The organism is Microbacterium sp. NPDC055599 (assembly GCF_053618975.1).
This window is the reverse complement of sequence record NZ_JBSHIM010000013.1, coordinates 43,781-69,170: the sequence shown is the minus strand read 5'-3', so window position 1 is coordinate 69,170 and position 25,390 is coordinate 43,781. Positions and strand designations below refer to the sequence as shown.

Below are 25,390 nucleotides of genomic sequence, written 5' to 3'. Positions count from 1 at the left end.
TCCGGCGCCCGAGCGTCAGCGCCGCAGCTTGGTCGCGATGATCGCAGTCCCGCTGCGGAACAGGCGCGGGACGAAGGCGAACCACGGCGCGCGGCGGACCGGCTGCTCGAGCAGGGCGCGCACGGTGTCCGCCCCCGGCGTGGCGATCGTCCCGGGGGCTTCCGCGCCGCCGGAGAGCGCACGGTCGAGCTGGGCGGCGAGTTCAGCGGAGGACAGGGCGCGCCGGATGATCCCGAGCTCGGCCATCTCCGCGCTGAACACGAGCTGGTGATCGTCGACCACCTCGCCGTCGCCGGGCACGCGCGGCACGACGATCGGCACGATGCCCAGGGCACGCATGTCCATCACGCCGCCGGCGCCGCCCTGGAGCACGACCGCGTCGGCCTCCCGGCACAGCGTCAGGAGTTCGGTGTAGGGCAGGATCTCGACGTTCTCGGCGCCGTCGACCGGAGCGGACGGGCCGTGCTGCATCACGAGGCGCACGCCGGGGTTCCGGTGCAGCCACTCCTCCACCCACTGCGAGAGCCGGTCGAAGGGCAGGTGGTACGTGCCGGCGGAGACGACGACCAGCGGCGCGCTCACAGCACGACCCCCACGTTGCGGGACCCGGGGTAGAACCGGCGCATCCGCTCCCACTGCACGAGGAACTCGTCCGCGAACGGGTAGACGAGTCGCCCGCTGAGGCCGGGTGAGGTGATGCGGTCGACGGGCTCCAGGTACACCGTCCGCGCCCCGAAGAACCGCGCCTGGGTGAAGAACGGCAGGGCGATGGCCGCGCCGGTCGAGAACACGATGTCGGGCCGCTCCTCTGCCAGCACGCGTCGGGCGAGGCCGAAGTTGCGCAGCAGATTCGGCACGTTCCGCACGGTCGGGTAGTGGATCTCGTACACCTTCTCGTCGGCGAGGCGCGAGCGCGCATCCTCCACCGGGAACGTGGCCCAGCACCGCTCGTGCTCGCCCCACCAGTCCCGCAGCGCCAGCGCCTGGGTGAGATGCCCGCCGGAGGAACAGGCGATGAGGATCTTCATGGCGTCAGATCCCCCGGCCGAGCTTCTGGACGACCTTCGTGATCGCCTGCGGTGTCACGAGCTTCCACGAGATGGCGATCGCGAGCGCCGCCTTGACCTGCTTCGGGTTGTGGCGGAGCGCGCGCCAGGCCCACGAGCGGGCCTCCTTGCCCTGCCCGGCCGAGGCCAGGGAGAACGCGACCTGGGCCTCGATGCGACCGAGGGCCGCGGGGATGGTCGCGAAGTCGGGGTGCTTGCGCAGCAGGTACTGCAGGGCCTCGGCGTACGCGGCCCACTTCCCGAAGTAGTACGACTGCCCCGTCCACAGCACGCGCACCAGCGGCTCGTTCACCACGGTCACGAGCCCGAGGGAGGAACCGCGCAACAGGATGTCGTAGTCCTCGCCGTAGCTGCGCGGAAGCTCCTCGTCGATCAGTCCGAGCTCGCCCAGGAGCACCTCGCGCCGGAACATCAGGCTCGACGAGTGCAGGCCGGGGTTGCGGTTGCGCAGGAAGTCCTCGTGAGTGAGGTCATCGGATGGCACACGGCGGACGATGCGGTTGGTGCCGTCGTCGACGACCATGGCGGTGCCGACGATGATCGCCTCCGGCTTCTCCTCGAAGCGGCGCAGCTGCGCGGCGAGCTTGCCGGGCAGCCACTCGTCGTCGTCGTCGAGGAAGGCCACCAGCCGCCCCTCCGCGGCCAGGATCCCCGAGTTGCGCGCGCCGGCGAGTCCGCGGGTGCGGGTGTTCGAGATGCCGCGCACCGTCCACCCCTCCGGCACCTCGACGTCCGGCACCTCGATCGGGCAGGCGTCGAACACGATGACGACCTCTCCCGTGGCCGAGGTCTTCTGCGCGAGCACGCTCTCGACGCCGAGCTTCATCAGCTCCGGTCGGTTGTGTGTCGGCAGGACGACAGAAACATCCAACTGCATGGTCACTCCCCTTGTGTGACGCGTCCGACCCACGCCGTCGGCGTGCGTCGGAATCCCCTGAGATGCACCGGGCCCCATCCCGGCGCGAAGTTCGCACTGCCATCAGCGCGGACTTCGGGTTAGTATAGCGGCTGGCGTCTCTACGGGGAGAGGCGCTTCTGAAGGGGAAACCAACTGGGGAAGGGGATTTCGTCGTGCCAGAAAACACTGACACACGACGTGTTCGGGTCGGAGTCGTCGGCGTGGGGAAGATGGGGCTCTCCCATCTGTCCATCGTCCGGGCTCTGCACAACGTGGAGCTGGTGGGCGTCGTCGACGCCACGGACTACCTGCTCGACGTGCTGAACAAGTACACGGGGGCGCCGACGTATTCGACGCTCGACAAGATGCTCGACGACGCGGCACCGGAGGCGGTGATCATCGCCACGCCGAACGCCTCGCACGCTGCACTCGTCCGCAGCGCGCTCGAGCGCGGTGTGCACGTCTTCTGCGAGAAGCCGCTCACGCTGAGCGCGGCCGAATCGCTCGCGCTCGCCGCGCTGGCCGCCGAGCGGGGGCTCATCGCACAGGTGGGCTTCCACAACCGCTTCATCGCGACGTTCCAGGAGGTCAAGCGCCTGCTCGACGCCGGAGCGCTCGGTCGTGTGACGCACGTCCTGGCCGAGGCCTACGGGCCCGTCGTGCTCAAGCCGAAGGGCTCGACCTGGCGCACCAAGCGGTCGACGGGAGGCGGATGCGTCTACGACTACGCGGCACACCCGCTCAACCTCGTCAACTGGTACCTGGGCACGCCGGAGCGCGTCCGCGGATCGGTGCTGAACAGCATCTTCTCCGCCGACATCGACGACGAGGTCTATTCCACGCTCGACTACCCCGACGGCCTGAGCGTGCAGCTCTCGGTCAACTGGTCCGACGAGTCCTTCCGGAAGATGTCGACCTCGGTCACGATCTCCGGCTCGCAGGGCCGCATCATCGCCGACCGCCAGGAGTTGCGCGTCTACCTCCGCGAGGGGGCGACGATCCCGGCGGGCTACCGTGCGGGGTGGAACATCTCCTACACGACCGACCTCACCGAGCAGGTCGCCTTCTACCTCCGGGGCGAGGAGTACAGCGCGCAGCTGGCATCGTTCGTCGACGCCATCGCGGCGGGCGAGACGGAGGCGCGGGAGAACGGCTTCGCCGGAGCGGCCGAGACGGACCGCGTCATCGAGTGGATCCTGCAGGATTCCGCTGCCGCTGCGGAGTCCGCACCGGCACCTGCCGTGGTCGCCGCGGCACCCGCGGCGAAACGCGGACTGTTCGGACGCGGGAGGAAGGCATGAGCGAGATGACGACGACGACCATGGACCGGCTGCTGCTGGGCGACAACCAGTTCTTCGGCATCAACCACATGTCGGAGGAGAAGGCGCGGGCGCAGGCCATCCGCTTCCAGGACACCCAGGCGATCATCGACGTGGTCGACATCGCCCTCGACAACGGCATCCGCACCCTCATGTGCACCACGCACGAGCGCATCGCCGAGGTCTGCGATCACATGCGCGCGAACCCGCAGCGGTACGCCGACTACCGCTTCTACCCGTGCATGCCGTACGCGCACAAGTACGCCAACGCAGTGACCGATAACGGCATGCTCGGCGCGCTGAAGCAGTTCCTTCCGGAGGAGGGTCTGCTCAACGCGGCGGTGCGCGGCGGCAAGTCGTTCATGAAGAAGGACATCGAGGGCATCATCACGCTGCTCGTCGACGCGGAGATGAAGATGTTCCAGGGCCTCAACACCCCGGTGGTCTTCCTCCAGAACGTCGTGGTCGACCTGATGCTGGGACTCGGCTTCGACGAGGCCTTCGCGATCTTCGATCGTCACGTGCGCGAGCGCTACAACGCGGAGCCCGGCTTCATCACGATGAACCTGCCGATGCTGCTCGACACGCTCGACCGCGTCGGAGTGAAGAACCCGATCGTGTGCGCGAACATCAACGAGATCGGCTTCCGGATGTCCGGCGGCATCGAGGCGTACGAGCAGGCTCTGCGTGAGCGCCCGTTCCGCCCCGTGGCCATGTCGGTGTTCGCGTCCGGGGCCATCCCGCCGCGGCGCGCCCTGGAGTGGATCCACGACCACGCGAACGTCGAGTCGATCGTGTTCGGCGCGTCGTCGCGGTCGTCGATCGAGAGCACCACGGGAATTGTCAGGGAGCTTTGGGGGAGCGACGCCGTATAGTAGGCGGACAACACCCGTCCACAGGATGCATCGAGGGGGAATGCTCGGCCCGCATCCGCAACCCGGACGGTGCTGTGCGAGCGACCGGTTTGCACAGCACCGTTTCGCTCCCCCTCGAGATGAAACTGAAGACACACACCCGAACCCCCATCCATCGCATCCTCTTCGCCTTCGTCGCCGCGCTCGCGGTCGTCGGGGCATCCGTCGTCGCCAGCGGGCCCGCCGTGGCCGCTGACACCACGATCACCTCGGTGATCCCCCGCGGCTCCGCGGGGTGGTCCTACTACCGGGCCGCGACGCCTCCGCCTGCCGGGTGGCAGACGGCCGCCAACACCTGGAAGACGGGCACGGCACCGCTCGGTGCCGGCACCGGGACCGGCACCATCGGCACGCTCATCCCCCGCACGTCGGGTCAGCAGCCGATCGCCACGTACGCCACCAAGACCTTCACGCTCACTTCCGATATGCCGGAATGGGCGTGGGTGAACACGTGGGCCGACGACGGCATCGTCATCTGGATCAACGGCGTCGAGATCGGCCGCAAGAACGCCCCCACCGGGCGCATCACCGACAAGAGCTACGCGACCGCCGCTCCGTCGTCCACCGCCGCCCGCAAGAACCCGGTCTCGTTCTCCATCCCGAGCCGACTGTTCCGCACCGGCACCAACACCATCGCCGTGCAGGTGCTCTCCAACTGGCGAGAGACCCACAACATCAGCTTCGACGCCCACCTCGTGCGCGAGGACAAGCCGGCCGTGACACCGCCGCCGAAGCCCACGCCGACTCCGACGCCGACTCCCACGCCGAAGCCCACGACAACACCGAGCCCGACGCCGAAGCCGACCACCCCGCCGGCGCAGCCTCAGAAGCCGACGACGCCTCCCGCATCGGACGGCAGTGTCCCGGGCTGGGGTGCCCCCACCTGGCGTGACGAGTTCACCTACCGCGACTCCTCCGGCAGCCCCGCGGTCGACCCCGCGAAGTGGAACGTCCGCGGCCAGGACGATCTCGGCCTCCTCTTCGACGCGGCCGTCCCCTCCCGCGACCAGGTGTCGGTGGACGGGAGCGGCGTCCTCCACATCCGCGCCGATTGGCGGACCACCCCCGCGATCCGCCCCTCCACGCAGAGCGGCCCGCGCGAGCTCTGGCACAACACCGGCTACCTGGACCAGCGCCGCCTGCAGTCGGATGACGTCAGCATGAGCCAGCAGTACGGTCGATGGGAGATCCGCGCCAAGACGCCGAGCGGCCCGAACACGTTCGGCTCGCTGGCCGCGTTCTGGCTGCGCAACAACCAGTCCGGAGAGATCGACATCATGGAGGCGTGGGGCTACGACGACGCCGCGGTCCGCGACCAGCGGATCGACACCGCCACGACGACGGTCCACACGCACACCTCGACGCCCTCGGCCAATCAGCGCTACATCTGGCATCACGCCGACTACGGCGCCGCGACACCGGTGTGGAAGGACTTCCACACGTACGCGTTCGAGTTCACGCCGACGTACGCGGCCGTGATCGTCGACGGGAAGCAGCTGTTGCGCGCAACCCCCGCGACCCACCCGAACCTCTGGAACCCGAACTACTTCGGCTCACCGCTGCACATGCGGTTGAACCTCCACGTGGGTCCGTCGACGACCTACTGGGGCCTCCCCAACCCGGCCGACAAGGCGGCGACCCAGAACCTCGACTTCCAGGTCGACTACGTGCGGGTCTGGAGCTACTCCGGCTGACGGGACAAGCGAAGAGGGCACCGGGTCGTCATGACCCGGTGCCCTCTTCGTCTTCTGGTGGCGTTTCAGCGCCGCGAGGTCGTGTGCCCGCGTTTCGGAGCTCCGATCGGACGCGAGACCGGCAGCCCCGCGTCTTCCGGCTCCAGCAGCCGGTCGTCCTCATCGAGGGCGACGTCGTCGTGCTCCGGCACCTCTTCGGTGTCGTCGGCATCGTCGGCGTCGACCTCGTCAGCGACACTGCGCTTGTAGCTGGCGCCCGGTCCGTTGCGCACGCGCGACACGATGAGCGCAGCGATGGCGCCGACGAGGATGCCGAGGAAGAGACCCGCGGCGATGAAGACCAGCACCGAGGGCCGGTTCGACTTCTGCGGCGGATCGGCCGGCGTCACGAGCGTGCCCGAGTAGAACGGCGTCGCGGTGATCCGCGCCTGCTGGTCGAGCAGACCCTGCAGCTGGAGCTGCGTGGCAGCTCGCTCGCTGCTGTCGATGGGCTGCGAGTCGACGACGGCCTGCAGCTGCGCGATGGAGTCCCCCAACTCCGCCGTGGTCTGCTCGACGACGGCACGCGCGTTGTCGGTGCGCTGAGCACCGTACGCCTCAGCGAGCGCGTTCGCCCGGTCGGCCGCCTCCTGCGGCGTGTTCGCGGTCACCTGGAAGCTCAGCACCTGCGAGTTCCGCGGCACGTCGATCACGGTGTTGTTGCGCAGCGCCTCGATCGACGTGTCGTCGAGGTCTTCCACGGCGCGCTTGAGCACGGCCGTCGAGGTCGCCACGACCTTCTCGGTCTCCATGTTCACCGTGTTGAAGCTCGATCCGGTCGAGAGCACGCTGATCGGCTCGACCGTGTGCTGCGCTTCCGCCGTGTACTTCTGCGGATAGATCAGGAAGATCCCGAAACCGACCAACGCGAACGCGACGATCGTCCCCACCAGGACCATCCACGACTGCATGACCCCTCGATAGAGGTCTTCCAATGTCCAGTGTGTTGCCACTTGTGCACTCCCCCAATGCGGCGCCCGACACGTCGTCGGGCGCAGAACGGCGTAAGTCTAGTACTCGGTCCTGTTCAGGAGCCGTGAGCGTTACGCGCCTCAGGGGGCGTCGGGAGCGTGCGAGATCACGAGCCGAGCCTTGCCGCCCTGGCTCTCGATGCTCTCGACCTCCATCGCCGACACCGCGACGGCGTCGTCATCGAGCAGCGTGCGCAGGGCACGCACCGCTGTCGCGGCGGCATCGCGCGCCCCTCCCGGAGTCGTCGGGACGTAGCGGATCGTGACCGCGTAGTCCGCCGCCTGCACGACCTGCATCTGCCGGATGGCTCCGGGGTCGCCGAGGAACAGCCCGCTCAGGCCTCCCGTGATGCGGCGCCCCGACGGGGTTCGCACCACATCGGCCAGTCGTCCCTGCACGGGGGCGATCCGGGGGAATACCCGCCCGCACGCGCACGCGCCGTCGAGTCGCCGTGATCGGTCCCCCATCTCGTACCGCACGAGCGGGAACACCTCGTTGCTGAAGTCCGTGACGACGACCGAGCCCTCGGTCCCCGCATCCACCGCACGCCCCGCGTCGTCGACGATCTCCACCAGGCGCTGATCGCCCGCGACGTGGAGTCCCTCGTGCTGCTCGCACTCGGCCGCGATCCAGGGGATCTCCGCCGAGCGGTAGGTGTCGAACACGGGAGCACGGAACACCGACTCGAGCAGGGCGCGCTGCCCCGGCTGCAGCATCGCCGCCGTGACGGAGACGGCCGACGTGGGCAGCGTCCGCCCCGTCCGCGCCAGATGCGTCGCGACGGCCGTCGCGCCCTCGACATAGGCGACGAGCAGTCGCGGACGCACCCGCTGCCAGTCGCGGACGAACGTCTCGATCGCGTCGTCGGTGATCGCCCGCGCATCGAGGTGCAGGTGGCGACTCGGCCACCACTGCGCGGCGTACACCAGCGCCTCCCTGCCCTGCCGGAGGCGTCGATAGATGAAGGCCATGTCGTCCGCGGGATGCACGCCCCACCAGCGGTAGATCCGCCACCACATCGCCGCGGTCGGGGCGGCCTGGTCGTTGCGCACCCGCAACGGCGATCCGGTGCTGCCGCCCGTCTGCGACACCAGCGCGCGCGAGGAGGGCACCGTCATGGAGAGCACGGCATCCCCCGCATCGCGCAGCGCGGCCTTGGTCACCACCGGCAGCGCGGAGAAGTTGCCCGCTTCCGCGACGTCCTCCCGACCGAATCCCGCCCCCGCGTACAGCTCGCGATAGAACGGCGACGAGTCGAACGCGTGCAGCGCGATGCGGGTCGCCGCGCCCCGCGACAGGTCCTCGAAGGCCGCGCCCCCCAGACGTTCATTGCGGACCATCACCTCGAAGGCGCGTCGGTCATTCCGCATCAGCAGACGCGTCTTGGCGTCGAAGATCGCTCTTTTCACCACTCCCCCAGTAGCCCGGCCCCCTGCCGGTCCTGTCCATGGTAGAGCGCCGGCCTCAGAGCTCGCCCGGTTTCATCACCTCGACGTCGATCGCGCGGATCACGCGCTGCGCCGCGGTGTCGGTCTCCGGCTCCGCGCTCTCGCCACGACGGCGACGCTGCGGCGCGTACACGACGAGCGAATGGAAGAGGAAGCGCGCGAAGAACGCCACGATCAGCGACAGGGCCGTGGCCAGCACGCTGGAGATGTGCCAGGTCTCGACCATGAGCGCCATGACGGGGATGCGCAGCGCCGCCTCGACGTTGTTGAACGCGAAGGAGCTCGCGAAGCGGATGCCGAGCGCTCGGGCGTCCGTGCGCATGTCGGCGAACACGAAGCGCTCCTGCAAGAGGAAGTTGCCGATGATGGTGACCTCGGCGCCGATGATCGCCGCCCAGACGTACGGCACGCCCGCGGCCGTCAGCGCCCACATGATGCCGAGGTTCGCCACGGCCCCGATGACGCCGATCAGCGCGAAGAGCGACATCTTCCCGAAGCGCAGCCGAGCGAGATGGGCGATGAACGTGGCGCCCTGGCGGATACTCGCCTTCGACGTCCCGTGCCGCCGCTCGGCGAACTCCATCGGCACTTCGGCGATGCGCAGGTCGTTGCGCGCCAGGATCTCCAGCAGGATCTTGAACCCCTGCGGCTTCAAGCCGTCGAGGTCGAGGCGCGACCGGTCCACGAGGAAGAAGCCCGTCATGGGGTCGGTGCTGCGGGCCAGCCGGATGGGGAACATGGCCCTGGTCAGCCACGTGGCCGCGCGGGACACCCCGAAGCGCAGCGCCGTGCCGAGGCCGCTGGTGTCGCCGCCGCCGATGTAGCGCGATGCCGCGACCACGTCCGCCCCGCCCTCGGCGTGCCGGTCGAGGAGCGCGGGCAGCAGCTCGGGCGGGTGCTGGAGGTCGCCGTCCATCACGATGCAGAGGTCAGCGGCTGCGGCGTGCAACCCGAGCACGACGGCACCGCCGAGCCCGCCGGTGTTCTCGGCGCGATGGATCACCCGCACCGGGAGCGGCGCGTCGACGGCCACGCGTTCGACCTCTGCGACGGTGTCGTCCGAGCTGTCGTCCACGAACAGGATCTCCGCCTGCCGCCCGGCAAGCGCCGCCGCCGTGCGCGCCACGAGCTCGGCGACGTTGTCGCGCTCGTTGAACGTCGGCACGATGACCGTGACGGCTGGCCCCACTCGAGTCCCCTTCGCTCGGCAGGCACCGCGCCTGCGCGCTCCATCGTTTCACGCCGACCTATGGGCGGGGAAACCCGCGTCTGATAGACTCTGGCAGCGCGGCTGTGGGAGTCGCATTAAGTGGGTGGGGATCCGCTTAACTGGGGATTTAGTGATCTGGGGAGATCATGGGGACGCGTATCGGCTATGCCGTCGGAGCATTCGACCTTTTCCATGTGGGGCATCTGAATCTGCTCCGGCATGCCAAGCAGCACTGCGACATCCTGATCGCGGGCGTCGTGAGCGACGAGATGCTGCGGCAGGTCAAGGGCATCGAGCCGGTCATCCCGACCGCCGAGCGCGCAGAGATCGTCAAGCACATCTCGTTCGTGGACGACGTCTACATCGAGACCACGCCCTCGAAGATGGACTCCTGGAGAGACGTGCAGTTCACGCACTTCTTCAAGGGCGACGACTGGCGAGGCACCGACAAGGGCCTGCGCCTCGAGCGCGAGTTCGCCGAGGTCGGCGTCGAAGTCGTCTACTTCCCGTACACCGCGCACACGTCGAGCTCCGCGCTCCGTCGTGCGCTCGACGCCATCACCGCCAACGCGGCCGGCGCCGCTACGGCGTCCACCCGCTGACGCGACGCGACCCTTCGGGGGCGGACACCGGCGTCCGCCCCCGAAGCGCGCCACTCGTGCCATGAACCGAGGAGTGCGCAGGACTCCGAGCGTGCCGGCGGCATGCTCGGACGCAGCGACCTAGGCGCCGTCCGACCCGGGACCCCCACCGGGAGCGACGCCGAGCCCGCGCTCCGCCGCGGATCACTCCGGAAGGACACGATGCGAACCGACGCGATTCGGTGGGGGAACAGATCTGTGCGCACGCTGGTGGCGCTGGCCGCGGCGGCCACGCTGGTCGGCTCTGCTCGCACCCCTGTCGGCGCCCTCCGCGCGCGCCGCCGGGACCGGGAGCGCAGCTCCCGACGGACGCACCGCCGAGACCGCCGCCGCATCGTGCTGGGAGATCAAGCAGAACGACCCCGATTCGGACGACGGCGTCTACTGGCTGGTCACGCCGACGCTCGTCGCTCCGCAGCAGTTCTACTGCGCTCAGGAGGAGTACGGCGGCGGATGGGTGATGATCGGGCGTGGCCGCGAGGGGTGGAGCGAGGACTACGCCGGGCAGGGCGCACCGACGCAGCTCGCCGAGACGCCGGACGGCCCCGGCGCCTTCACCCCGATCCAGCTTCCGGCGAAGACCGTGGACGGCCTCCTCGACGGGGGCCGGGTCGACAAGCTCGCAGACGGCGTGCGGGTGCACCGCGCCTCCTCGATCGACGGGACCTACGGTCAGGAGGTGCGCTTCCGCATCCAGCAGCGCGACCGCTGGACCTGGGCGCTGGGCGGCGCCAACCCCGTGCGCGACTGGGTGTTCGACGGCACGAGCGGCACGGGTGGGAGCTCCCGGAGCTTCGGCGAGGGTGACGGGTGGCATGTCTCGTCGTTCGTCCGCCGCTCGACGCACAAGAAGAAGGCGGGGTGGGCGTACGGCCGCACGGTGACCGGAACCGGCGACAGCTCGTCGTACCTGTGGGCTCCGGCGGGCGAGGGCTACGCGATCCCGTTCGCGCAGGTCTTCGTCCGCCCGAAGCTCCGGCTGTCCGATCTCTCGTTCCCGACGGCACCCGTCACCGGCACGCCCGCCGCAGCCGTGCGCGCCCTCCCCCGCAGCACCGCGATGAAGACGCAGTGGGGTGTGGCCCAGTCGGCGCAGGACGAGGACGGGAGTGCCGCCGTGCGCGCCTTCGGGCAGGCGGGCGCGAGCGTGTTCGTCGGCGGCGACTTCCGATACGTGCAGCGCACCGAGTCGGGGATCGGTCGTGCTGAGCAGCCGTACCTCGCGGCCTTCGAGGTGACGACGGGCGAATGGCTCCCGCGATTCCGACCGGACCTGGACGGCGAGGTGACCGCCATGACCACCCTGCCCGACGGTCGCCTGGCGATCGGCGGCCGGTTCACGACCGTCGACGGCGCGCCGCAACCGGGGCTCGCCCTGCTCGACCCGAGCACCGGCCGCCTGGCCGGCCCCCAGGTGACGGTGGAGCAGCGCGAGACCGCGCGCACACCGGCGGTGCTCGGCCTCGACGTGCACGGCGACGAGCTCTACCTCGCAGGGTCGTTCACCCACCTGTCCGCCGCGGACGCCGACACCGCGACGCCCGCGCACAACGGCGGACGGATCGACCTCGCCACCGGCCTCCCCGACCCGGAGTGGAACCCCGATCTGAACGGCACCGCGCTGGCGATCGACGCGTCCGACCTCGGCGACCGCGCGTACGTCGCCGGGTACTTCACGGCGACGCGCACCACCCCGTCCCGGAGCGCGGCTGCGCTGACGACCGCGCCGGGTGCCGCTCCGGTGTCTCCCCTGTGGGCACCGGCGTTCAGCGCGACCGGAGTCCCTGCACGCGCCGTGGTGGAGACGGGCGGGCGCGTCTACCTCGGTTCCACGCGCCGCTCGATCGCCGCGTACGACCACGCCACCTTTCGCGTGCTCACCGGGTCGACGGCCTCGGGCGGCTCCGACATCCGGAGCATCCTCGCCGCCGGAACGGTGGTGATCGGCGGCTGCGCGTGCGGGCGCTACACCTACCAGTACCAGGGTGAGACGCTGAAGCGGAAGACGCGCAAGATGCGGGCGAGGGCGCTCCAGGTCGATCGCCTCGACGGCCTGGGTGCCTGGGATGGGGCCACCGGCGTCTTCCTCCCCGACTGGGCGCCGCGGCTCGGCTTCGCGGGTCACCTCGGCGTGCAGCGCAGCTTCGTCGACAGCGCGGGAGCGCTGTGGGTCGGCGGTGACCTCGACCGCTCGGTCCGCGCCGGCGGTTCGACGCAGTGGTCGGGTGGCTTCGCCCGGTTCGCCCCGGGGGACAGCACGCCGCCCACCACCCCGGGGCCGATCACCTCCACCCCGGTCGCGGGCGGCGAGCAGGCCGTGCTCACCTGGGGCGCGTCGACCGACACCACGGACGTCGTCTACGAGGTGCTGCGCGGGGACCGTGTGGTCGCCACCACCACGGCATCGACCTACACCGTGCCGATCACCGCCGACCCCACCGCGTACCAGGTCAGAGCGCGTGACACCGCGGGCAACCGATCGGCGGGCACCGCGGCCTTCGTCGTGCAGCCCCCCTCCCCGGCCGACCTCACGTTCATCGGCGACCGCGACACCTGGGCGTGGCGCTCCTCGGCGACCGCCCCTCCCTCCGACTGGACGACGCCGGGCTTCGACGACTCCTCCTGGCACACCGGGTCCGGACTGTTCGGCGCCGGGGTGCGGGGTGCAGCCACCACGCTCAGCCGTGGGGGCGGGCGACCGCTGAGCGCGCAGTTCCGCAAGTCGTTCGAGGTGCAGAACGCTGCCACCGTCACGAACGCACGCGTCTCCGTGATCGCCGACGACGGCGCCGTGCTCACACTCAACGGCACCGAACTCGGACGCATCCGCATGCCGGACGGACAGGTCACCGCGGACACGCTCGCGACGCAGGCCGTCTCACCGCCCGAGGCGGCCGGGGGAAGGGTCGTGATCCCGATCCCCGCGGACGCCCTGATCGAGGGCACGAACGTGCTCGCCGTCTCGGTGCACACCGCCGACCGTGCACGGCCCGCCCTCGGATTCGACCTGGCCCTCATCGGCGAGCGCGCTGCCCCACCGCAGCCCGTCGCCGGCCTGTCCGCGACGAGCACCGCCGACACGATCGCCCTCACGTGGCGCGCCCCGGCCGGGGGCACGGCCCCGGCGTCGTACGTGATCCGCCGTGACGGGAAGCAGGTGGGCATCGTCGCCGCGCCGACCGTCGCGTTCTCCGACGGAGACCTCGCCGCCTCGGCGGGACACCGCTACACCGTGGTCGCCGTCGCGGCCGACGGACAGGCCTCGACCGCGGCGACCCTTCAGGCCAGCACCACGGCGGACGCGCCCATCGCGATCGCGAACGGTTCCGCGTGGTCATGGCGGTACACGAACGCCGCCCTCCCCGCCGGATGGAACACGCTCGGCTTCGACGCCTCGGGATGGGCGACGGGCGCGGCGCTGCTCGGCCGGGGTGCGCGCGTCGCGACCGACATCGATCCCGGCCATCAGTCGACCTCGCCGATCAGCGCCCAGTTCCGCCACGAGTTCACCGTCACCCACCCCGCCACCGTGCGAGACGGCACGGTCACGGTGATCGCCGACGACGGCGTGGTCGTGTATCTCAACGGCGTCGAGCTCGGCCGGGCGCGCATGCCGGGCGGCGCGATCGGCCAGAACACGTTCGCCTCGGCGTCGGCGGCTGCTCGGGGCGCCTCGGCACGCCGCGTCTCGTTCGTCGTTCCCGCCCGCCTGCTGGTGAAGGGCACGAACGTGCTCGCCGCCTCGGTGCACGCCAACTACCGCACCACACCGGATCTGAGCTTCGACCTCGCCATGACCATGGCTCGCGGCTGACCTCACGCCGCACCCCGCCCCCCATCAGGAAGGAACAACAATGACCAGAAGCACGCAGAGGGGCTCCGCCCGCGCGGGCGCCCTCGTGGGGATCGCGACGGTCGCGGTCCTGGCGGGCTCGCTCCTGGCGCCACTCGGCGCCTCAGCGACCGAGAACGCGCCCGACGCGAACCCGCCCGTCGAGAACGCGGCGACCGAGAACGCGCCGACCGAGAACGCTCCGGTGGTGAGCGCCAGCGCACCGGACGGGCTCACCCCGGAGACCGCGGCCGCCTCCTGCTGGGAGATCAAGCAGAACAACCCCGGGTCGGCGGACGGGGTGTACTGGTTGGTCACGCCCACGCTCGTGGACCCGCAGCAGTTCTACTGCGACCAGACCACCCTCGGCGGAGGCTGGGCCATGATCGGCCGCGGACGCGAGGGGTGGAAGGAGAACTACAACGGCGTGGGAACGCCCGAGCAGATCACCACGACACCCTCGGGGACGGCCGCTTTCGCACCGGCACAGCTGCCGGCCAAAACCGTCGACGGGCTCCTCGACGGCGCCCGTCCCGACCAGCTCCCTCCGGACAGCATCCGCGTGCACCGCGCATCGGCCGTCGACGGCAGCCGGTGGCAGGAGGTTCGCTTCAGCCTCGCGCGCCGCGACCGCTGGAACTGGACCATGGCCGGCGGCAACCCGATCAAGGACTGGATCATCGGCGGCTTCACCGGCACCGGCGGCTGGACGGGTGCCGTCGGCTGGGGCGGCCCTTCACAATCGGGCTTCGGGCACGACACGGGATGGAACGGCTCCTACTTCGCCCAGCGGCAGTCGCACCGGTACCTGATGGGCTGGTCGTACGGCGCCGAGATCACCGGACAGGACACCCCGACGTCGTACCTGTGGGCCCCGGCGGGCGCCGGCTTCGCGATCCCCTTCGCGCAGATGTTCGTACGGCCGCAGCTGAAGCTCGCCGATCTCGACTTCGGTACCGTGCCCGCCACGGGCACGGCCGCCTCGACGCTCCGCTCGATCCCCGACAGCAACGCCCAGCGCACCGTGTGGGGTGTCTCCGGCCTCGCCAACGGCAAGGACGGGGAGCTCAACGTCGAAGTCGCGGAGTTCGGTCAGGTCGGGAACACCGTGTTCGCCGGAGGGAACTTCCGGTATGTGCAGCAGTCACGAGACGGCGCCGGCCGGGTCGAGCAGCCGTACCTCGCGGGCTTCGACGTGAACAGCGGACAGTGGGTGTCGACGTTCCGGCCGCAGCTCAACGGACAGGTCAAGGCGATCGCCGCACTGCCGGACGGACGCGTGGCCATCGGCGGCCAGTTCACCCAGGTCGACGGCACCCCTCAGGTCGGCCTCGCGTTCCTCGACCCGGCGACCGGCCGGCTCTCCGGGCCGCAGGTGGCCGTCCAGAGCCGCGCCGTCGGTGCCGTGCCCTCGGTACACGACCTGGACGTGAAGAACGGCTACCTCTACGTCGCCGGGGCCATGACGCATCTCACGGCCGTGGGCTCGGGAAAGAGCGCGAGCGCCTGGAACGGTGGTCGCATCCTCCTGTCCACCAGCACCCCGGACACGAACTGGAACGCGAACCTGAACGGCACGGCCATCGCGGTGGACGCCTCGGATCGCGGTGACCGGACGTACTTCTCCGGCTACTTCACGCGGAAGCAGACGACGTCGACGCCGAGCGCCGTCGCGCTGCAGACCGTGGCCGGCGCTCCGCTGGTATCGCCGCTGTGGGTGCCGACGTTCAGCGAGGCGACCATCGACGCGAACGGCAACTACCAGGGCTACATCTGGCAGAACGGGGTGACCGAGGTCGGCGACCGCGTGTATCTCGGCGGTTCGCAGCACTCGCTGTTCTCCTACGACCGCTCCACCTTCCAGCTGGTCGGCGGCTCGATCGCGCACTCGGGCGGCGACATGCAGACCGTCGACGACAACGGCTCGGTGGTCATCGCGGGTTGTCACTGCGGCGACGAGGTCTACCAGGACAAGTACCTCAAGCGGGAGATCACGGAACCCTGGACAGAGGTCGACAAGATCAACCTCGCCGGAGCCTGGGACGCGGCGACCGGACACTACATCCCCGACTGGTCCCCCGTGGTCCGTTCGCGTGCGGGGCAGGGCGTGTGGGGCTCGTTCTTCGACAGCACCGGGACGCTGTGGGTCGGCGGCGACCTGACCGACTCGATGCGGGCGGGTGGCGTGAACCAGTGGTCGGGCGGCTTCATCCGCTTCGCCCCCCGCGACAGCACCGCGCCGACGACACCCGGTCCGATCTCCGCGACGCCCACGGCGAGCGGGGATCAGCAGGTGCTCACGTGGGGCGGCTCCACAGACGCCGGTGGCGGGCTCGTGTACGAGGTGCTGCGCGGCAACCGCGTCGTGGCGACCACCACGGCCGCGACCTATACGGCACCCGTCACCGCCGAGCCGACGAACTGGTTCGTGCGGGCGCGCGACGCGGTGGGCAACCGGTCGGCCAGCACGGCCGCGTTCACGGTCCAACCCGCTCCAGCGTCGGCGCTGACCCTGATCGGCAACGGCGACACGTGGTCGTGGCGGTCATCCACGGACCCGCTCCCGTCGACCTGGTCGGAGGCCGACTTCGACGACGCGGACTGGACGGTCGGCCGGGCACTGTTCGGCCGCGGCATCAGCGGCGCCACCACCGACCTCGATCCGTCCGACGCCGCGACGAAGCCGGTGAGCGCGCAGTTCCGGAAGAGCTTCGCGGTGCAGGACGCCGCCTCGGTGGTCGACGGCACCGTCTCGGTCATCGCGAACGACGGCGTGATCCTCTACCTGAACGGGAAGGAGCTGGGGCGCGTGCGGATGCCGGACGGCACCCCGACGCAGAACACGACGGCGACCGCGGTGGTCTCGCAGAAGACCGCGTCGGGAGCGAGGTCCGTGTTCTCGGTACCGGCGGGCACCCTCGTCGACGGCACCAACGTGCTCGCGGCGTCGGTCCACGCCAACTACCGGGCGACACCAGACCTCGGCTTCGACCTCGCCTTCACGGCACGGCGCTCCACCGCGCCGGGCCCCGTGACCGACCTCGCGGCCACCGCCACCGCGGATTCGGCGACACTGTCGTGGACGGCGCCGGCGAGCGCGAACACGGCCGCGTCGTATGTGATCACGCGGGCTGGGAACCAGGTCGGAACCGTCGCCGCGCCGGAGACGGCGTTCACGGAGACGGACCTCGCGGCCTCGACGGCGTACGAGTACGGTGTGACGGCGCTCGGCGCGGACGGCGAAGCCTCACCGGTCACCGCCGTCACCGCCACGACGACCGCGACGGCCCCCGGCCCTGTTCCGGATCCCGACGCGGGCGGCGACCAGAAGGCCGATCCCGATCAGGACGCCGCTCCCGACGCCGATCCGGCGGCCGACGCGGTGACCGTCGCCGAGGGCTCCACCTGGTCGTGGCGCTCCTCGACCGAGGCGCTCCCGGCCGACTGGAACGCCGTCGGGTTCGACGACTCGGGCTGGAGCACGGGTGAGGCGCTGTTCGGCCGGGGCGTGACCTCCGCGACCACCGACCTCGGCGCGGGCGGTGACACCGCACCGCTGAGCGCCCAGTTCCGGCACACCTTCACCGTGGACGACCCGGCGGCGGTGCACGACGGCTCGGTCACGGTGGTCGCGGACGACGGGGTCGTGCTCTACCTGAACGGGGTCGAGCTCGGGCGGAGCAATCTTCCCGACGGCGCGATCACCGCGGAGACGTACGCCACGGCGGCGCCCCGGGCGACGACCGCGGCGGCCCACCGCGTCACCTTCACCGTTCCGGCGAAGCTCCTCGCGAAGGGAGAGAACGTGCTCGCGGCATCCGTGCACGCCAACTTCCATCTCTCCCCGGACCTGAGCTTCGATCTCGGACTGACCATGCCGCGCGGCTGAGGTCAGGTCAGGACCAGAGGGCGTCCTTCCCGATCCGATCGGGGAGGGCGCCCTCGTCCGCTCAGTTCGCGACGCCGAGCAGGCTGCGTGCCATCCGGGCCACGTGCGGCGGGGTGTGCGGACCGAGCCAGACCGTCCAGTGCTCGGGCGGCTCCGTGCAGGTCCACTCGACGCACCACGCATGCACGGCACTCGCCAGCCGCTCGCCGCGCGCATGAGCCCTGATCCCCTCGTCGCGGACGAGCCAGCGCACGGAGACACCGGCGGGGGCATCGATGTGCCGGCGCGGAAGGTGAGCGGCGGCCTCCAGCAGGATGACGCCCTGCGCGTCCCCCGGCAGCCGCGCCGCGATCCCGGCGATGACGCCCGCGTCCGCCGCATCGCCGGCCACGAGCACCACCCCCACGAGGTCGTCCCAGTCGGGGTCGTCCCGGTGCTCGCACGCGCTGCTCATGAGACCACCATAGGTAAGGATACCCTTACCTATCAAGACCCCCCCGGGCTAGCGTGCACAGCCATCGCCGTCAACAGTGTTGTCGGCCGTCGTGGACCCCGCGAGGCTGAGCGCCGTGAGTAGGAGTTCCTCGGATCGACCCGCCCGCGCCGGGCGCACCGCCGCGGCCGTCGCCGGGCTGCTGATCGCGGCACTGCTGTCGGGCTGCGGGATCACGGTGCCCAGCGACCCCGACGGCACGTTGAACGCCGTGACGGGCGGCGAGCTGCGCGTCGGGACCTCCCCCGACGGAGACCTCGTCGAGTTGTCCGGCGACGAACCCCGAGGACCCGTCGTCGACCTCGTCGACGGCTTCGCGGCGCACCTCGATGCCGAGACGACCTGGACGGTCGCGTCGGAGGAGACCCTCGTGCGCATGCTCGAGCAGGGCGACCTCGACCTCATCGCCGGCGCCATCACCCCGGACACCCCGTGGATCGACAAAGCAGGAGTCACGCGCGGCTACCCCGGCATCGACGGCGCCGGCGACCGCGAGCTCGTGATGCTCGTGCCGCTCGGGGAGAACGCCTTCCTCTCGTCGCTCGAGTCGTACCTCGACCGGAAGGTGGGGTCGCCATGACGACGACCGGACAGTTCGGACGGACGACCCTCCCGGACGAGCAGCAGCGCGCGATCCGGAAGGCGGTGCGGTGGGAGGTCTTCACGATCGTCTACACCTCGGTGACGATCGCCGTGATCGCCCTCGTGGTGGGCGAGTCTCAGGCCATGCGCACCGCGTGGATCGAGGACATGCTCTCCCTCATCCCGCAGGTGGCGTTCCTCACCGCGCTGCTCTTCGTGCGCCGCCGCCCCACGCGGAAGCACCCGTACGGGCTGCACAGGGCGATGGGCGTCGGTCACCTCGTCGCGGGTGTCGCCCTCCTCGCCGTGGGCCTCAACCTGGCCATCGAGGCGGTCACGGGTCTCATCTCCGGCGAGCACCCCACCATCGGCACGGTGCAGCTGTTCGGGCAGACCATCTGGCTGGGCTGGCTCATGGTCGCGGTCATGGTCGTCGTGATCGTCGGACCCGTGTTCTTCTACGGACCGGCGAAGTCGAAGCTGGCGCCCGTGCTGCACAACAAGCTGCTCTACGCCGACGCCGACATGGCGAAGGCCGACTGGCAGACGACGGTCGCCTCGATCGTCGGCGTGCTGGGGGTGGGCATCGGCATCTGGTGGCTGGACGGCGCTGCCGCCCTGTTCATCTCGCTCGGCATCATCTGGGACGGCTTCCGCAACACCAGGACCGCGATCGTGGATCTGATGGACCAGCGCGCCCGCACGTACGACAGCAAGAACCCGCACCCGCTCGCGGGCGACATCGTGTCGTATCTGCGCAGTCGTCCGTGGGTCGCCGAAGCCGCCGTGCGCATGCGCGATCAGGGTCAGGTGTTCCACATCGAGGCCTTCGTCGTGCCGCGCCGGAGCAAGGTCACCACGCACGACCTGTCCGCCGCGGCCGCCGGCATCACCGATCTCGACTGGAAGGTGCAGGACGTCGTGATCGCCCCGGTGGAGAAGCTGCCGGACGAGGCGGACCCCGGGCGATGACGGACGGCGAGCTGTTCCCGGGGTTCACGGAGGAGGTCGTGCGCACCGGCGCCTCCGACGTCTTCGTGCGGCACGGCGGCTCCGGGCCCCCCGTCGTCCTGCTGCACGGTCACCCGCGGACCTCCGCCACCTGGCATCGCGTGGCCCCGCTCCTGGTCGAGCAGGGGTTCACCGTGATCTGCCCCGACCTGCGCGGTTACGGTCGCTCGCGCGGACCCGCGCCCACGCCCGACCACTCCGCCCACTCGAAGCGGGCGGTGGCGGAGGACGTCCGCGGCGTCGTACGCCACCTCGGCCACGAGCGCTTCCACCTCGCGGGGCACGACCGGGGCAGCTACGTCGCGCTGCGTCTCGCCCTCGACTCCCCGGAGGCGGTCGAACGCGTCGCGCTGCTGGACTGCCTCCCGCTCACGGAGCACCTCCGGCGCGCCGACGCCCGCTTCGCGACGCGGTGGTGGCACTGGTTCTTCTTCGCGCAGCCCGACATCCCCGAGCGCGTGATCGGGGCCGACCCGGAGGCGTGGTACGCACCCAAGGCGGATCCGGAGACCATGGGCGCCGCGAATCATGCGGAGCTCGTCCGCGCCGTGCACGACCCGTCCGTCGTGCGCGCGATGCTCGAGGACTACCGAGCCGGCCTCACGATCGACCGCGCGCACGAGGAGGCGGACGCCGCCGCGGGGCGCCGCCTGCCGATGCCCGCGCTCGTGCTGTGGTCGACGCGCGACGACCTGGAGGACCTCTACGGCGACCCGGTCCGCATCTGGCGGGCCTGGGCCGACGACGTGCGCGGGCACGGCATCGAGAGCGGCCACCACATGGCGGAGGAGGCCCCGGCACCCCTCGCCGCGGCGCTGGCCGCCTTCTTCGGCGCCACCCCCGCGGCGCGGACGTAGGCTGGAGGCATGACCTCACCCGTCTCCGACACCATCACCATGTTCGGCGCCGACTGGTGCCGCGACTGCATCCGCACCAAGAAGCAGCTCGACGAGCTGGGCGTCGCGTACACGTACGTCGACCTGGTCGCCGACCCCGCCGCCGCGGACATCGCGAAGGACATCTCCGGTCGCACCAACATCCCCGTCGTGGTGTACCCCGACTCGACCCACCACGTCGAGCCGTCGAACGCCGACGTGGAGTCGAAGCTGCGCGAGCTCTCGCTCATCTGACCGGCCCCATCGCGCCGCTACACTGGCGCGATGAGCACCGAGGCTCGACCCGACCGCGCCCCCGCCCGGCTGTCCCCCCGCACGATCGCGCTGTACGCCGTGGGCTCCGTCGGCACCGGCGGCTACGCGACGCTTCCCGGCCTGGTGCTGACCTACTTCCTCACCGACAACCTCGGCGTCGCCGCCCTCGCGGCCGGCCTGATCGTCACGCTCGCGAAGGTGTGGGACGTGCTGATCGATCCGCTGATCGGTGCCGCGTCCGACCGGCAACTCGGCCGCACCGGCTCTCGCCGCGGGTTCATGGTGGTCGGCGCCGTCACGCTCCCGGTGTTCTTCGCCCTCACCTTCGCGGTGCCGCCCGCCTGGGGTCCCGTGGCCGGGGCGCTCTGCGTGCTCCTGGCCTTCCTCGCGACGGCGACCGCGTTCAGCCTGTTCCAGGTGCCCTACGTCGCGCTGCCCGCCGAGCTGACGTCCGGCTACGACGAGCGCACGCGACTGCTGGGCTGGCGCGTGGTGGTGCTGACGGCCGCGATCCTGCTGTTCGGTGCCGGTGGTCCTGCACTCCGGACGGCCGCGCCCGACCCGGTCGCCGGGTATCTGCTGATGGGCGTCGCGGCGGGACTCGCGATCGGCGTCGGCATGCTCATCGCCTCGCGCACCGCCGCCGCGGCCGGCGACGACCCCGCACGGCCGCGGGACCCCGCGGCATCGTCGGCGTGGCGGGAGCAGTACCTGTCCGGGTTCCGGGCGCTGCGCCGCAGTCAGCCGTTCCGCGCCCTGCTCGCCACGTTCCTGCTGCAGGCGCTCGCGACCGGCACGATGCTGGCCGGGGCCCAGTACGTGGCGACGTGGGTCCTGCGCTCGGAGGACGCGGTCACTCTCGTGTTCGTCGCCCTGGTCGGCCCGGCGCTGCTGGCGACGCCCGCGTGGACGGTGGTCGCGCGGCGCCTCGGCAAGGAGCGGGCTTTCGCGATCGCCAGCTGCCTGTTCCTGCTGGCCGCGCTCTCCCTCGTCGCCGCGGTGTGGTCGCCCGGCGGGTGGATGTACGCCGCGGTCGCCGTGGCAGGCATCGCGTACGCGGGCCTGCAGTCGCTGCCGATGGCGATGCTGCCCGACGTGATCTCGCACGACGAGCGGTCGAGCCGCCCCGGACAGGCCGGCACGTTCACCGGCATCTGGACCGCGGGCGAGACGGTGGGCTTCGCGCTCGGAGCCACCGCCGTCTCGCTCACTCTGGCCGCGACGGGCTACGTCTCGACCGTCGCCGGGGAGGCGGTCGTGCAGCCGCCCGCCGCGATCACCGGCATCGTGCTGAGCTTCAGCATGCTGCCCGCCGCACTCATGGCCGCGAGCCTGGCGACCCTCCGGCGCTACCGGCTGCGCCGGGAGGACATCGAGGCGCTGCAGACCACCGACGCCTAAGCTGGGACCGTCCGAAGGAGACGCCGATGACCCCTGCGCGCACGACAACGCCCGACTCCGACGCCACCGCCGCGACGGCCCCCGCCTCTCCCCCGCTGGGCGAGGGCGAGCAGGAGCGGTTCGACACCGCGATCGAGGAGCTGCACACCGGGACGCAGCTGTGGGCCGCGCTCACGATCGCCCAGCGCGCGACGCTGCTGCGACAGGTGCGCACGAGCGTCGCCGCGACCGCGGAGGACTGGGCGCGCACCGCCGCCGCCTCCAAGGGCCTCGACGCCCGGCACCCGCTGCGCGGCGAGGAGTGGCTCAGCGGTCCGTACAGCGTGCTCGGCGCGCTCGACGCCTCCATCGCCACGCTGACCCGCCTGGCCGATGGACGCAACCCGCTCGACGGCGTGAAGGTCGACCGCGCGCCGGGCGGCCGCGCCCGCGTGCACGCGTTCCCGCTCACGGGGATCGACCGCTTCCTGCTGTCGGGCTTCACGGGCGAGGTGTGGCTGCGGCCGGGCACAACGCCGAACGCCGCGCGGGCCAGGGCGGGACTGGCGCAGCGCACGCCGGCGCTGTCCGGCGGCGTGGGGCTCGTGCTCGGCGCCGGCAACGTGACCTCGATCCCCGTGCTCGACGTGCTGTACGAGCTGCTGGCGCACAACCGCACGGCCCTGCTCAAGGTCAATCCCACGCAGGACCCGCTGGTGCCGGTGTACAAGCGCGCCCTCGCCCCGCTGATCGAGCCCGGCTTCCTGCGGATCATGCGCGGCGGCCCGGCGGCGGGCGCCTACCTCACGCAGCACCCCGGGATCGCGCACGTGCACATCACCGGATCGGCCGCGACCTTCGACACGATCGTGTGGGGCCCCTCCTCGGGCGAGGGCGCCGCGGCGACGAAGCGGCGGCGGCGTGAGAACCGCCCGCTGCTGAAGAAGCCCATCACGGCCGAGCTCGGCGGCGTCTCCCCCATCATCGTGGTGCCCGGCCCGTGGACCGATGCCGACATCGCGTATCAGGCCGAGCACATCGCCACCATGCGGCTGCAGAACAGCGGGCACAACTGCATCGCCGGTCAGGTCGTGATCCTGTCCGCGGACTGGGATCGCGCCGACGCGTTCCGTGCCGCCCTGCGCCGCGCGTACGCCAACGCACCGGAACGCCCGACCTGGTACCCGGGTTCGGCGTCGCGGATGCAGACCGCCGCCGACGCCTACCCCGACGCGCTCGTGCTCGGCGACCGCCTGCTCGTCGAGGTCGACGGCGACGACGACGCCACGGCGCTGGAGAACACCGAGTACTTCGCCCCCGTGCTGGGCGTGGTGAGCCTGCCGGGCACGGGACAGGCGTTCCTGGACGCGGCGGTCGCGCACGCCAACGAGAAGCTGCAGGGCACGCTCGGCGCCAATCTGCTGATCGACCCGGCGACCGAGAAGGCGCTCGGCAGCGGGTTCGACCGGGCGCTCACCGCGCTGCACTACGGCTCGATCGCGATCAACGGCTGGACGGCGTTCGGCTTCATCACGCCGACCCTCACGTGGGGCGCGTTCCCCGGCAGCACGATCGACGACGTGGGCAGCGGCATCGGCGTGGTGCACAACGCGCTGCTGCTCGACGATGTCGAGCGCTCGGTGCTGCGCGGCCCGTTCCGCCCGTTCCCCCGCTCCCTGCCGGTCCTGAACGGTGGCGGACGAGCGACCATCCTCCCGAAGCCGCCGTGGTTCGTGTCGGCCCGCACGGGCGCCGAGGTGAGCGAGGGTCTCACCCGGCATCGCGCGAACGGCGGTGTCGGCGGGCTGCTGGCGACGCTGACGAAGGCCCTGCGCGCCTGACGCCGCGGGGTCAGGCCTCCGCGCGGAACCGGTCGGTCGCGGCGCGGAGCGCGGCGCTGATGCCGGGCTCCGTGGCCGCGTGACCCGCATCGTCGACCACCACGAACTCGGCCTCCGGCCACGCGCGGTGCAGATCCCACGCGGTCATCATGGGCGTCGCTACGTCGTGCCGACCCTGCACGATCACGGCCGGGATGTGCCGGATCGCGTCGACGCCCGCGATCAGCTGTCCCTCGTCCCACCAGCCGCCGTGCACGAAGAAGTGGTTCTCGATGCGCGCGAACGCGGTCGCCCGGCGCGGATCCGACATCGCCGCGATCTGCTCGGGGTCGGGGCGCAGCGTCACGGTCGCGGCCTCCCAGGTCGACCACGCGATCGCGGCGGGCACGTGCACCGCGGGGTCGGGGTCGAACAGACGCCGGTGGTACGCCTCGATGAGCCGCGAGCGCTCCAGCACCGGGATCGGGGCGATGAACCGCTCCCACAGGTCGGGGAAGAGCGCCGCAGCCCCGCCCTCGTAGAACCACTCGAGCTCGGCGCGGCGCAGGGTGAAGATGCCGCGCAGGACGAGCTCGGTCACCACCTCCGGATGCGCCTGGGCGTAGGCGAGGGCGAGGGCACTGCCCCACGAGCCCCCGAACACCTGCCACCGCGGGACGCCGAGGTTCTTGCGCAGCAGCTCGAGGTCGGCGATCAGGTGGGCCGTCGTGACGTGCCGCAGATCGGCGTCGGGCTCGCTGGCCGACGGGGTGCTGCGTCCGCACCCGCGCTGGTCGAGCAGCACGATGCGGTAGGCGTCGGGGTCGAAGAACCGGCGCTGCCACGGCGACGTGCCACTGCCGGGGCCGCCGTGCAGGAAGACCACCGGCTTGCCGTCGGGGTTGCCGCTGACCTCCCAGTACACGCGGTGGCCGTCGCCGACGAGCAGCTCGCCCGTGTCGTACGGCTCGATCGCGGGATAGAGTCCCTCGGTGTTCGTCATCATCGGCCCCCCAGCCGGTCGTGCAGT

At 71.1% G+C, this 25,390-nt stretch carries 20 protein-coding genes and 1 pseudogene; 13 read left to right on the top strand and 8 right to left on the bottom strand.

Annotated elements, in window-relative coordinates; translation table 11 throughout:
* Positions 1 to 15: 15 nt before the first annotated feature.
* Genes ACWGQ1_RS13655 through ACWGQ1_RS13645 form a run of 3 tightly spaced genes read right to left on the bottom strand, consistent with a single transcriptional unit; the run spans position 16 to position 1,944 of the window.
* Complete coding sequence (locus ACWGQ1_RS13655; RefSeq protein ID WP_136044640.1) at positions 16 to 582, bottom strand: glycosyltransferase; 567 nt, start codon at positions 580 to 582, stop codon at positions 16 to 18.
* Positions 579 to 1,028: a glycosyltransferase family 28 protein gene (locus ACWGQ1_RS13650; protein WP_136029358.1), complete on the bottom strand. Its 450-nt coding sequence runs from the start codon at positions 1,026 to 1,028 to the stop codon at positions 579 to 581. The genes ACWGQ1_RS13655 and ACWGQ1_RS13650 overlap by 4 nt, the downstream gene beginning before the upstream one ends.
* A gap of 4 nt (positions 1,029 to 1,032) precedes the next feature.
* Entirely contained in the window at positions 1,033 to 1,944 is a 912-nt protein-coding gene (locus tag ACWGQ1_RS13645; protein ID WP_168387168.1) for a glycosyltransferase family 2 protein, read from the bottom strand.
* Positions 1,945 to 2,138: 194 nt separating this feature from the next.
* Here ACWGQ1_RS13645 and ACWGQ1_RS13640 point away from each other — a divergent pair, with 194 nt between their 5' ends.
* From ACWGQ1_RS13640 to ACWGQ1_RS13630, 3 genes are all read left to right on the top strand, one after another.
* Positions 2,139 to 3,266, top strand: coding sequence for a Gfo/Idh/MocA family oxidoreductase (locus ACWGQ1_RS13640; protein WP_452313134.1), 1,128 nt, complete (start codon positions 2,139 to 2,141; stop codon positions 3,264 to 3,266).
* The gene (locus ACWGQ1_RS13635; protein WP_206251847.1) at positions 3,263 to 4,159 is read left to right on the top strand and encodes a hypothetical protein; all 897 of its coding nucleotides are present in this window, start codon (positions 3,263 to 3,265) and stop codon (positions 4,157 to 4,159) included. The genes ACWGQ1_RS13640 and ACWGQ1_RS13635 overlap by 4 nt, the downstream gene beginning before the upstream one ends.
* Positions 4,160 to 4,278: 119 nt before the next feature.
* Complete coding sequence (locus ACWGQ1_RS13630; protein ID WP_136044638.1) at positions 4,279 to 5,892, top strand: glycoside hydrolase family 16 protein; 1,614 nt, start codon at positions 4,279 to 4,281, stop codon at positions 5,890 to 5,892.
* A 65-nt stretch (positions 5,893 to 5,957) separates the two neighbouring features.
* Here the strand turns inward: ACWGQ1_RS13630 and ACWGQ1_RS13625 are convergent, their stop codons facing one another.
* The 3 genes from ACWGQ1_RS13625 to ACWGQ1_RS13615 form a co-directional block, all read right to left on the bottom strand.
* Positions 5,958 to 6,884: a YveK family protein gene (locus ACWGQ1_RS13625; protein ID WP_136044637.1), complete on the bottom strand. Its 927-nt coding sequence runs from the start codon at positions 6,882 to 6,884 to the stop codon at positions 5,958 to 5,960.
* Positions 6,885 to 6,983: 99 nt separating this feature from the next.
* Positions 6,984 to 8,312: a phenylacetate--CoA ligase family protein gene (locus ACWGQ1_RS13620; RefSeq protein ID WP_452313133.1), complete on the bottom strand. Its 1,329-nt coding sequence runs from the start codon at positions 8,310 to 8,312 to the stop codon at positions 6,984 to 6,986.
* A 55-nt stretch (positions 8,313 to 8,367) separates the two neighbouring features.
* Entirely contained in the window at positions 8,368 to 9,540 is a 1,173-nt protein-coding gene (locus ACWGQ1_RS13615) for a glycosyltransferase (RefSeq protein ID WP_136037106.1), read from the bottom strand.
* A 167-nt stretch (positions 9,541 to 9,707) separates the two neighbouring features.
* On the opposite strand from ACWGQ1_RS13615, the gene ACWGQ1_RS13610 reads away from it, so the two are divergent.
* The 4 genes and pseudogenes from ACWGQ1_RS13610 to ACWGQ1_RS13595 all read left to right on the top strand — a co-directional run bounded on the left by ACWGQ1_RS13610 (position 9,708) and on the right by ACWGQ1_RS13595 (position 17,923).
* On the top strand, positions 9,708 to 10,163 hold the full coding sequence (locus tag ACWGQ1_RS13610; protein WP_136029343.1) for an adenylyltransferase/cytidyltransferase family protein: 456 nt from the start codon (positions 9,708 to 9,710) through the stop codon (positions 10,161 to 10,163).
* Between the two features lie 235 nt (positions 10,164 to 10,398).
* A pseudogene (locus ACWGQ1_RS13605) lies at positions 10,399 to 10,656 on the top strand (fibrinogen-like YCDxxxxGGGW domain-containing protein); the annotation flags it as partial.
* A 6-nt stretch (positions 10,657 to 10,662) separates the two neighbouring features.
* The gene (locus ACWGQ1_RS13600) at positions 10,663 to 14,016 is read left to right on the top strand and encodes a hypothetical protein (protein ID WP_452313132.1); all 3,354 of its coding nucleotides are present in this window, start codon (positions 10,663 to 10,665) and stop codon (positions 14,014 to 14,016) included.
* 40 nt (positions 14,017 to 14,056) lie between these two features.
* The gene (locus ACWGQ1_RS13595; protein ID WP_452313131.1) at positions 14,057 to 17,923 is read left to right on the top strand and encodes a fibrinogen-like YCDxxxxGGGW domain-containing protein; all 3,867 of its coding nucleotides are present in this window, start codon (positions 14,057 to 14,059) and stop codon (positions 17,921 to 17,923) included.
* A 61-nt stretch (positions 17,924 to 17,984) separates the two neighbouring features.
* On the opposite strand, the gene ACWGQ1_RS13590 is transcribed toward ACWGQ1_RS13595, so the two are convergent.
* Entirely contained in the window at positions 17,985 to 18,377 is a 393-nt protein-coding gene (locus tag ACWGQ1_RS13590; protein ID WP_136029336.1) for an SIP domain-containing protein, read from the bottom strand.
* A gap of 115 nt (positions 18,378 to 18,492) precedes the next feature.
* On the opposite strand from ACWGQ1_RS13590, the gene ACWGQ1_RS13585 reads away from it, so the two are divergent.
* From ACWGQ1_RS13585 to ACWGQ1_RS13560, 6 genes are read left to right on the top strand one after another with little or no spacing between them, the layout of a single operon-like run.
* On the top strand, positions 18,493 to 18,996 hold the full coding sequence (locus tag ACWGQ1_RS13585; protein ID WP_240745425.1) for a type 2 periplasmic-binding domain-containing protein: 504 nt from the start codon (positions 18,493 to 18,495) through the stop codon (positions 18,994 to 18,996).
* Entirely contained in the window at positions 18,993 to 19,970 is a 978-nt protein-coding gene (locus tag ACWGQ1_RS13580; protein WP_452313130.1) for a cation transporter, read from the top strand. Before ACWGQ1_RS13585 ends, ACWGQ1_RS13580 begins: the two co-directional genes overlap by 4 nt.
* Entirely contained in the window at positions 19,967 to 20,866 is a 900-nt protein-coding gene (locus ACWGQ1_RS13575; protein WP_452313129.1) for an alpha/beta fold hydrolase, read from the top strand. Before ACWGQ1_RS13580 ends, ACWGQ1_RS13575 begins: the two co-directional genes overlap by 4 nt.
* A 9-nt stretch (positions 20,867 to 20,875) precedes the next feature.
* A complete protein-coding gene (locus tag ACWGQ1_RS13570; RefSeq protein WP_136029330.1) occupies positions 20,876 to 21,139 on the top strand; it encodes a glutaredoxin family protein in 264 nt (87 codons plus the stop codon).
* A 30-nt stretch (positions 21,140 to 21,169) separates the two neighbouring features.
* On the top strand, positions 21,170 to 22,561 hold the full coding sequence (locus ACWGQ1_RS13565; protein WP_452313128.1) for an MFS transporter: 1,392 nt from the start codon (positions 21,170 to 21,172) through the stop codon (positions 22,559 to 22,561).
* A 26-nt stretch (positions 22,562 to 22,587) separates the two neighbouring features.
* Entirely contained in the window at positions 22,588 to 24,381 is a 1,794-nt protein-coding gene (locus ACWGQ1_RS13560; RefSeq protein WP_136029326.1) for an aldehyde dehydrogenase family protein, read from the top strand.
* A 10-nt stretch (positions 24,382 to 24,391) separates the two neighbouring features.
* Here the strand turns inward: ACWGQ1_RS13560 and pip are convergent, their stop codons facing one another.
* Positions 24,392 to 25,366, bottom strand: coding sequence for a prolyl aminopeptidase (pip, locus tag ACWGQ1_RS13555; protein ID WP_378803324.1), 975 nt, complete (start codon positions 25,364 to 25,366; stop codon positions 24,392 to 24,394).
* Positions 25,367 to 25,390 lie beyond the last annotated feature (24 nt).

Coding starts and splice junctions, on each gene's coding strand:
- ACWGQ1_RS13575 (WP_452313129.1), top strand. CDS start 19,967: ATGACGGACGGCGAGCTGTTCCCGGGGTTCACGGAGGAGGTCGTGCGC.
- ACWGQ1_RS13600 (WP_452313132.1), top strand. CDS start 10,663: ATGATCGGGCGTGGCCGCGAGGGGTGGAGCGAGGACTACGCCGGGCAG.
- ACWGQ1_RS13635 (WP_206251847.1), top strand. CDS start 3,263: ATGAGCGAGATGACGACGACGACCATGGACCGGCTGCTGCTGGGCGAC.
- ACWGQ1_RS13570 (WP_136029330.1), top strand. CDS start 20,876: ATGACCTCACCCGTCTCCGACACCATCACCATGTTCGGCGCCGACTGG.
- ACWGQ1_RS13565 (WP_452313128.1), top strand. CDS start 21,170: ATGAGCACCGAGGCTCGACCCGACCGCGCCCCCGCCCGGCTGTCCCCC.
- ACWGQ1_RS13650 (WP_136029358.1), bottom strand. CDS start 1,028: ATGAAGATCCTCATCGCCTGTTCCTCCGGCGGGCATCTCACCCAGGCG.
- ACWGQ1_RS13580 (WP_452313130.1), top strand. CDS start 18,993: ATGACGACGACCGGACAGTTCGGACGGACGACCCTCCCGGACGAGCAG.
- ACWGQ1_RS13590 (WP_136029336.1), bottom strand. CDS start 18,377: ATGAGCAGCGCGTGCGAGCACCGGGACGACCCCGACTGGGACGACCTC.
- ACWGQ1_RS13630 (WP_136044638.1), top strand. CDS start 4,279: ATGAAACTGAAGACACACACCCGAACCCCCATCCATCGCATCCTCTTC.
- pip (WP_378803324.1), bottom strand. CDS start 25,366: ATGATGACGAACACCGAGGGACTCTATCCCGCGATCGAGCCGTACGAC.
- ACWGQ1_RS13645 (WP_168387168.1), bottom strand. CDS start 1,944: ATGCAGTTGGATGTTTCTGTCGTCCTGCCGACACACAACCGACCGGAG.
- ACWGQ1_RS13560 (WP_136029326.1), top strand. CDS start 22,588: ATGACCCCTGCGCGCACGACAACGCCCGACTCCGACGCCACCGCCGCG.
- ACWGQ1_RS13610 (WP_136029343.1), top strand. CDS start 9,708: ATGGGGACGCGTATCGGCTATGCCGTCGGAGCATTCGACCTTTTCCAT.
- ACWGQ1_RS13595 (WP_452313131.1), top strand. CDS start 14,057: ATGACCAGAAGCACGCAGAGGGGCTCCGCCCGCGCGGGCGCCCTCGTG.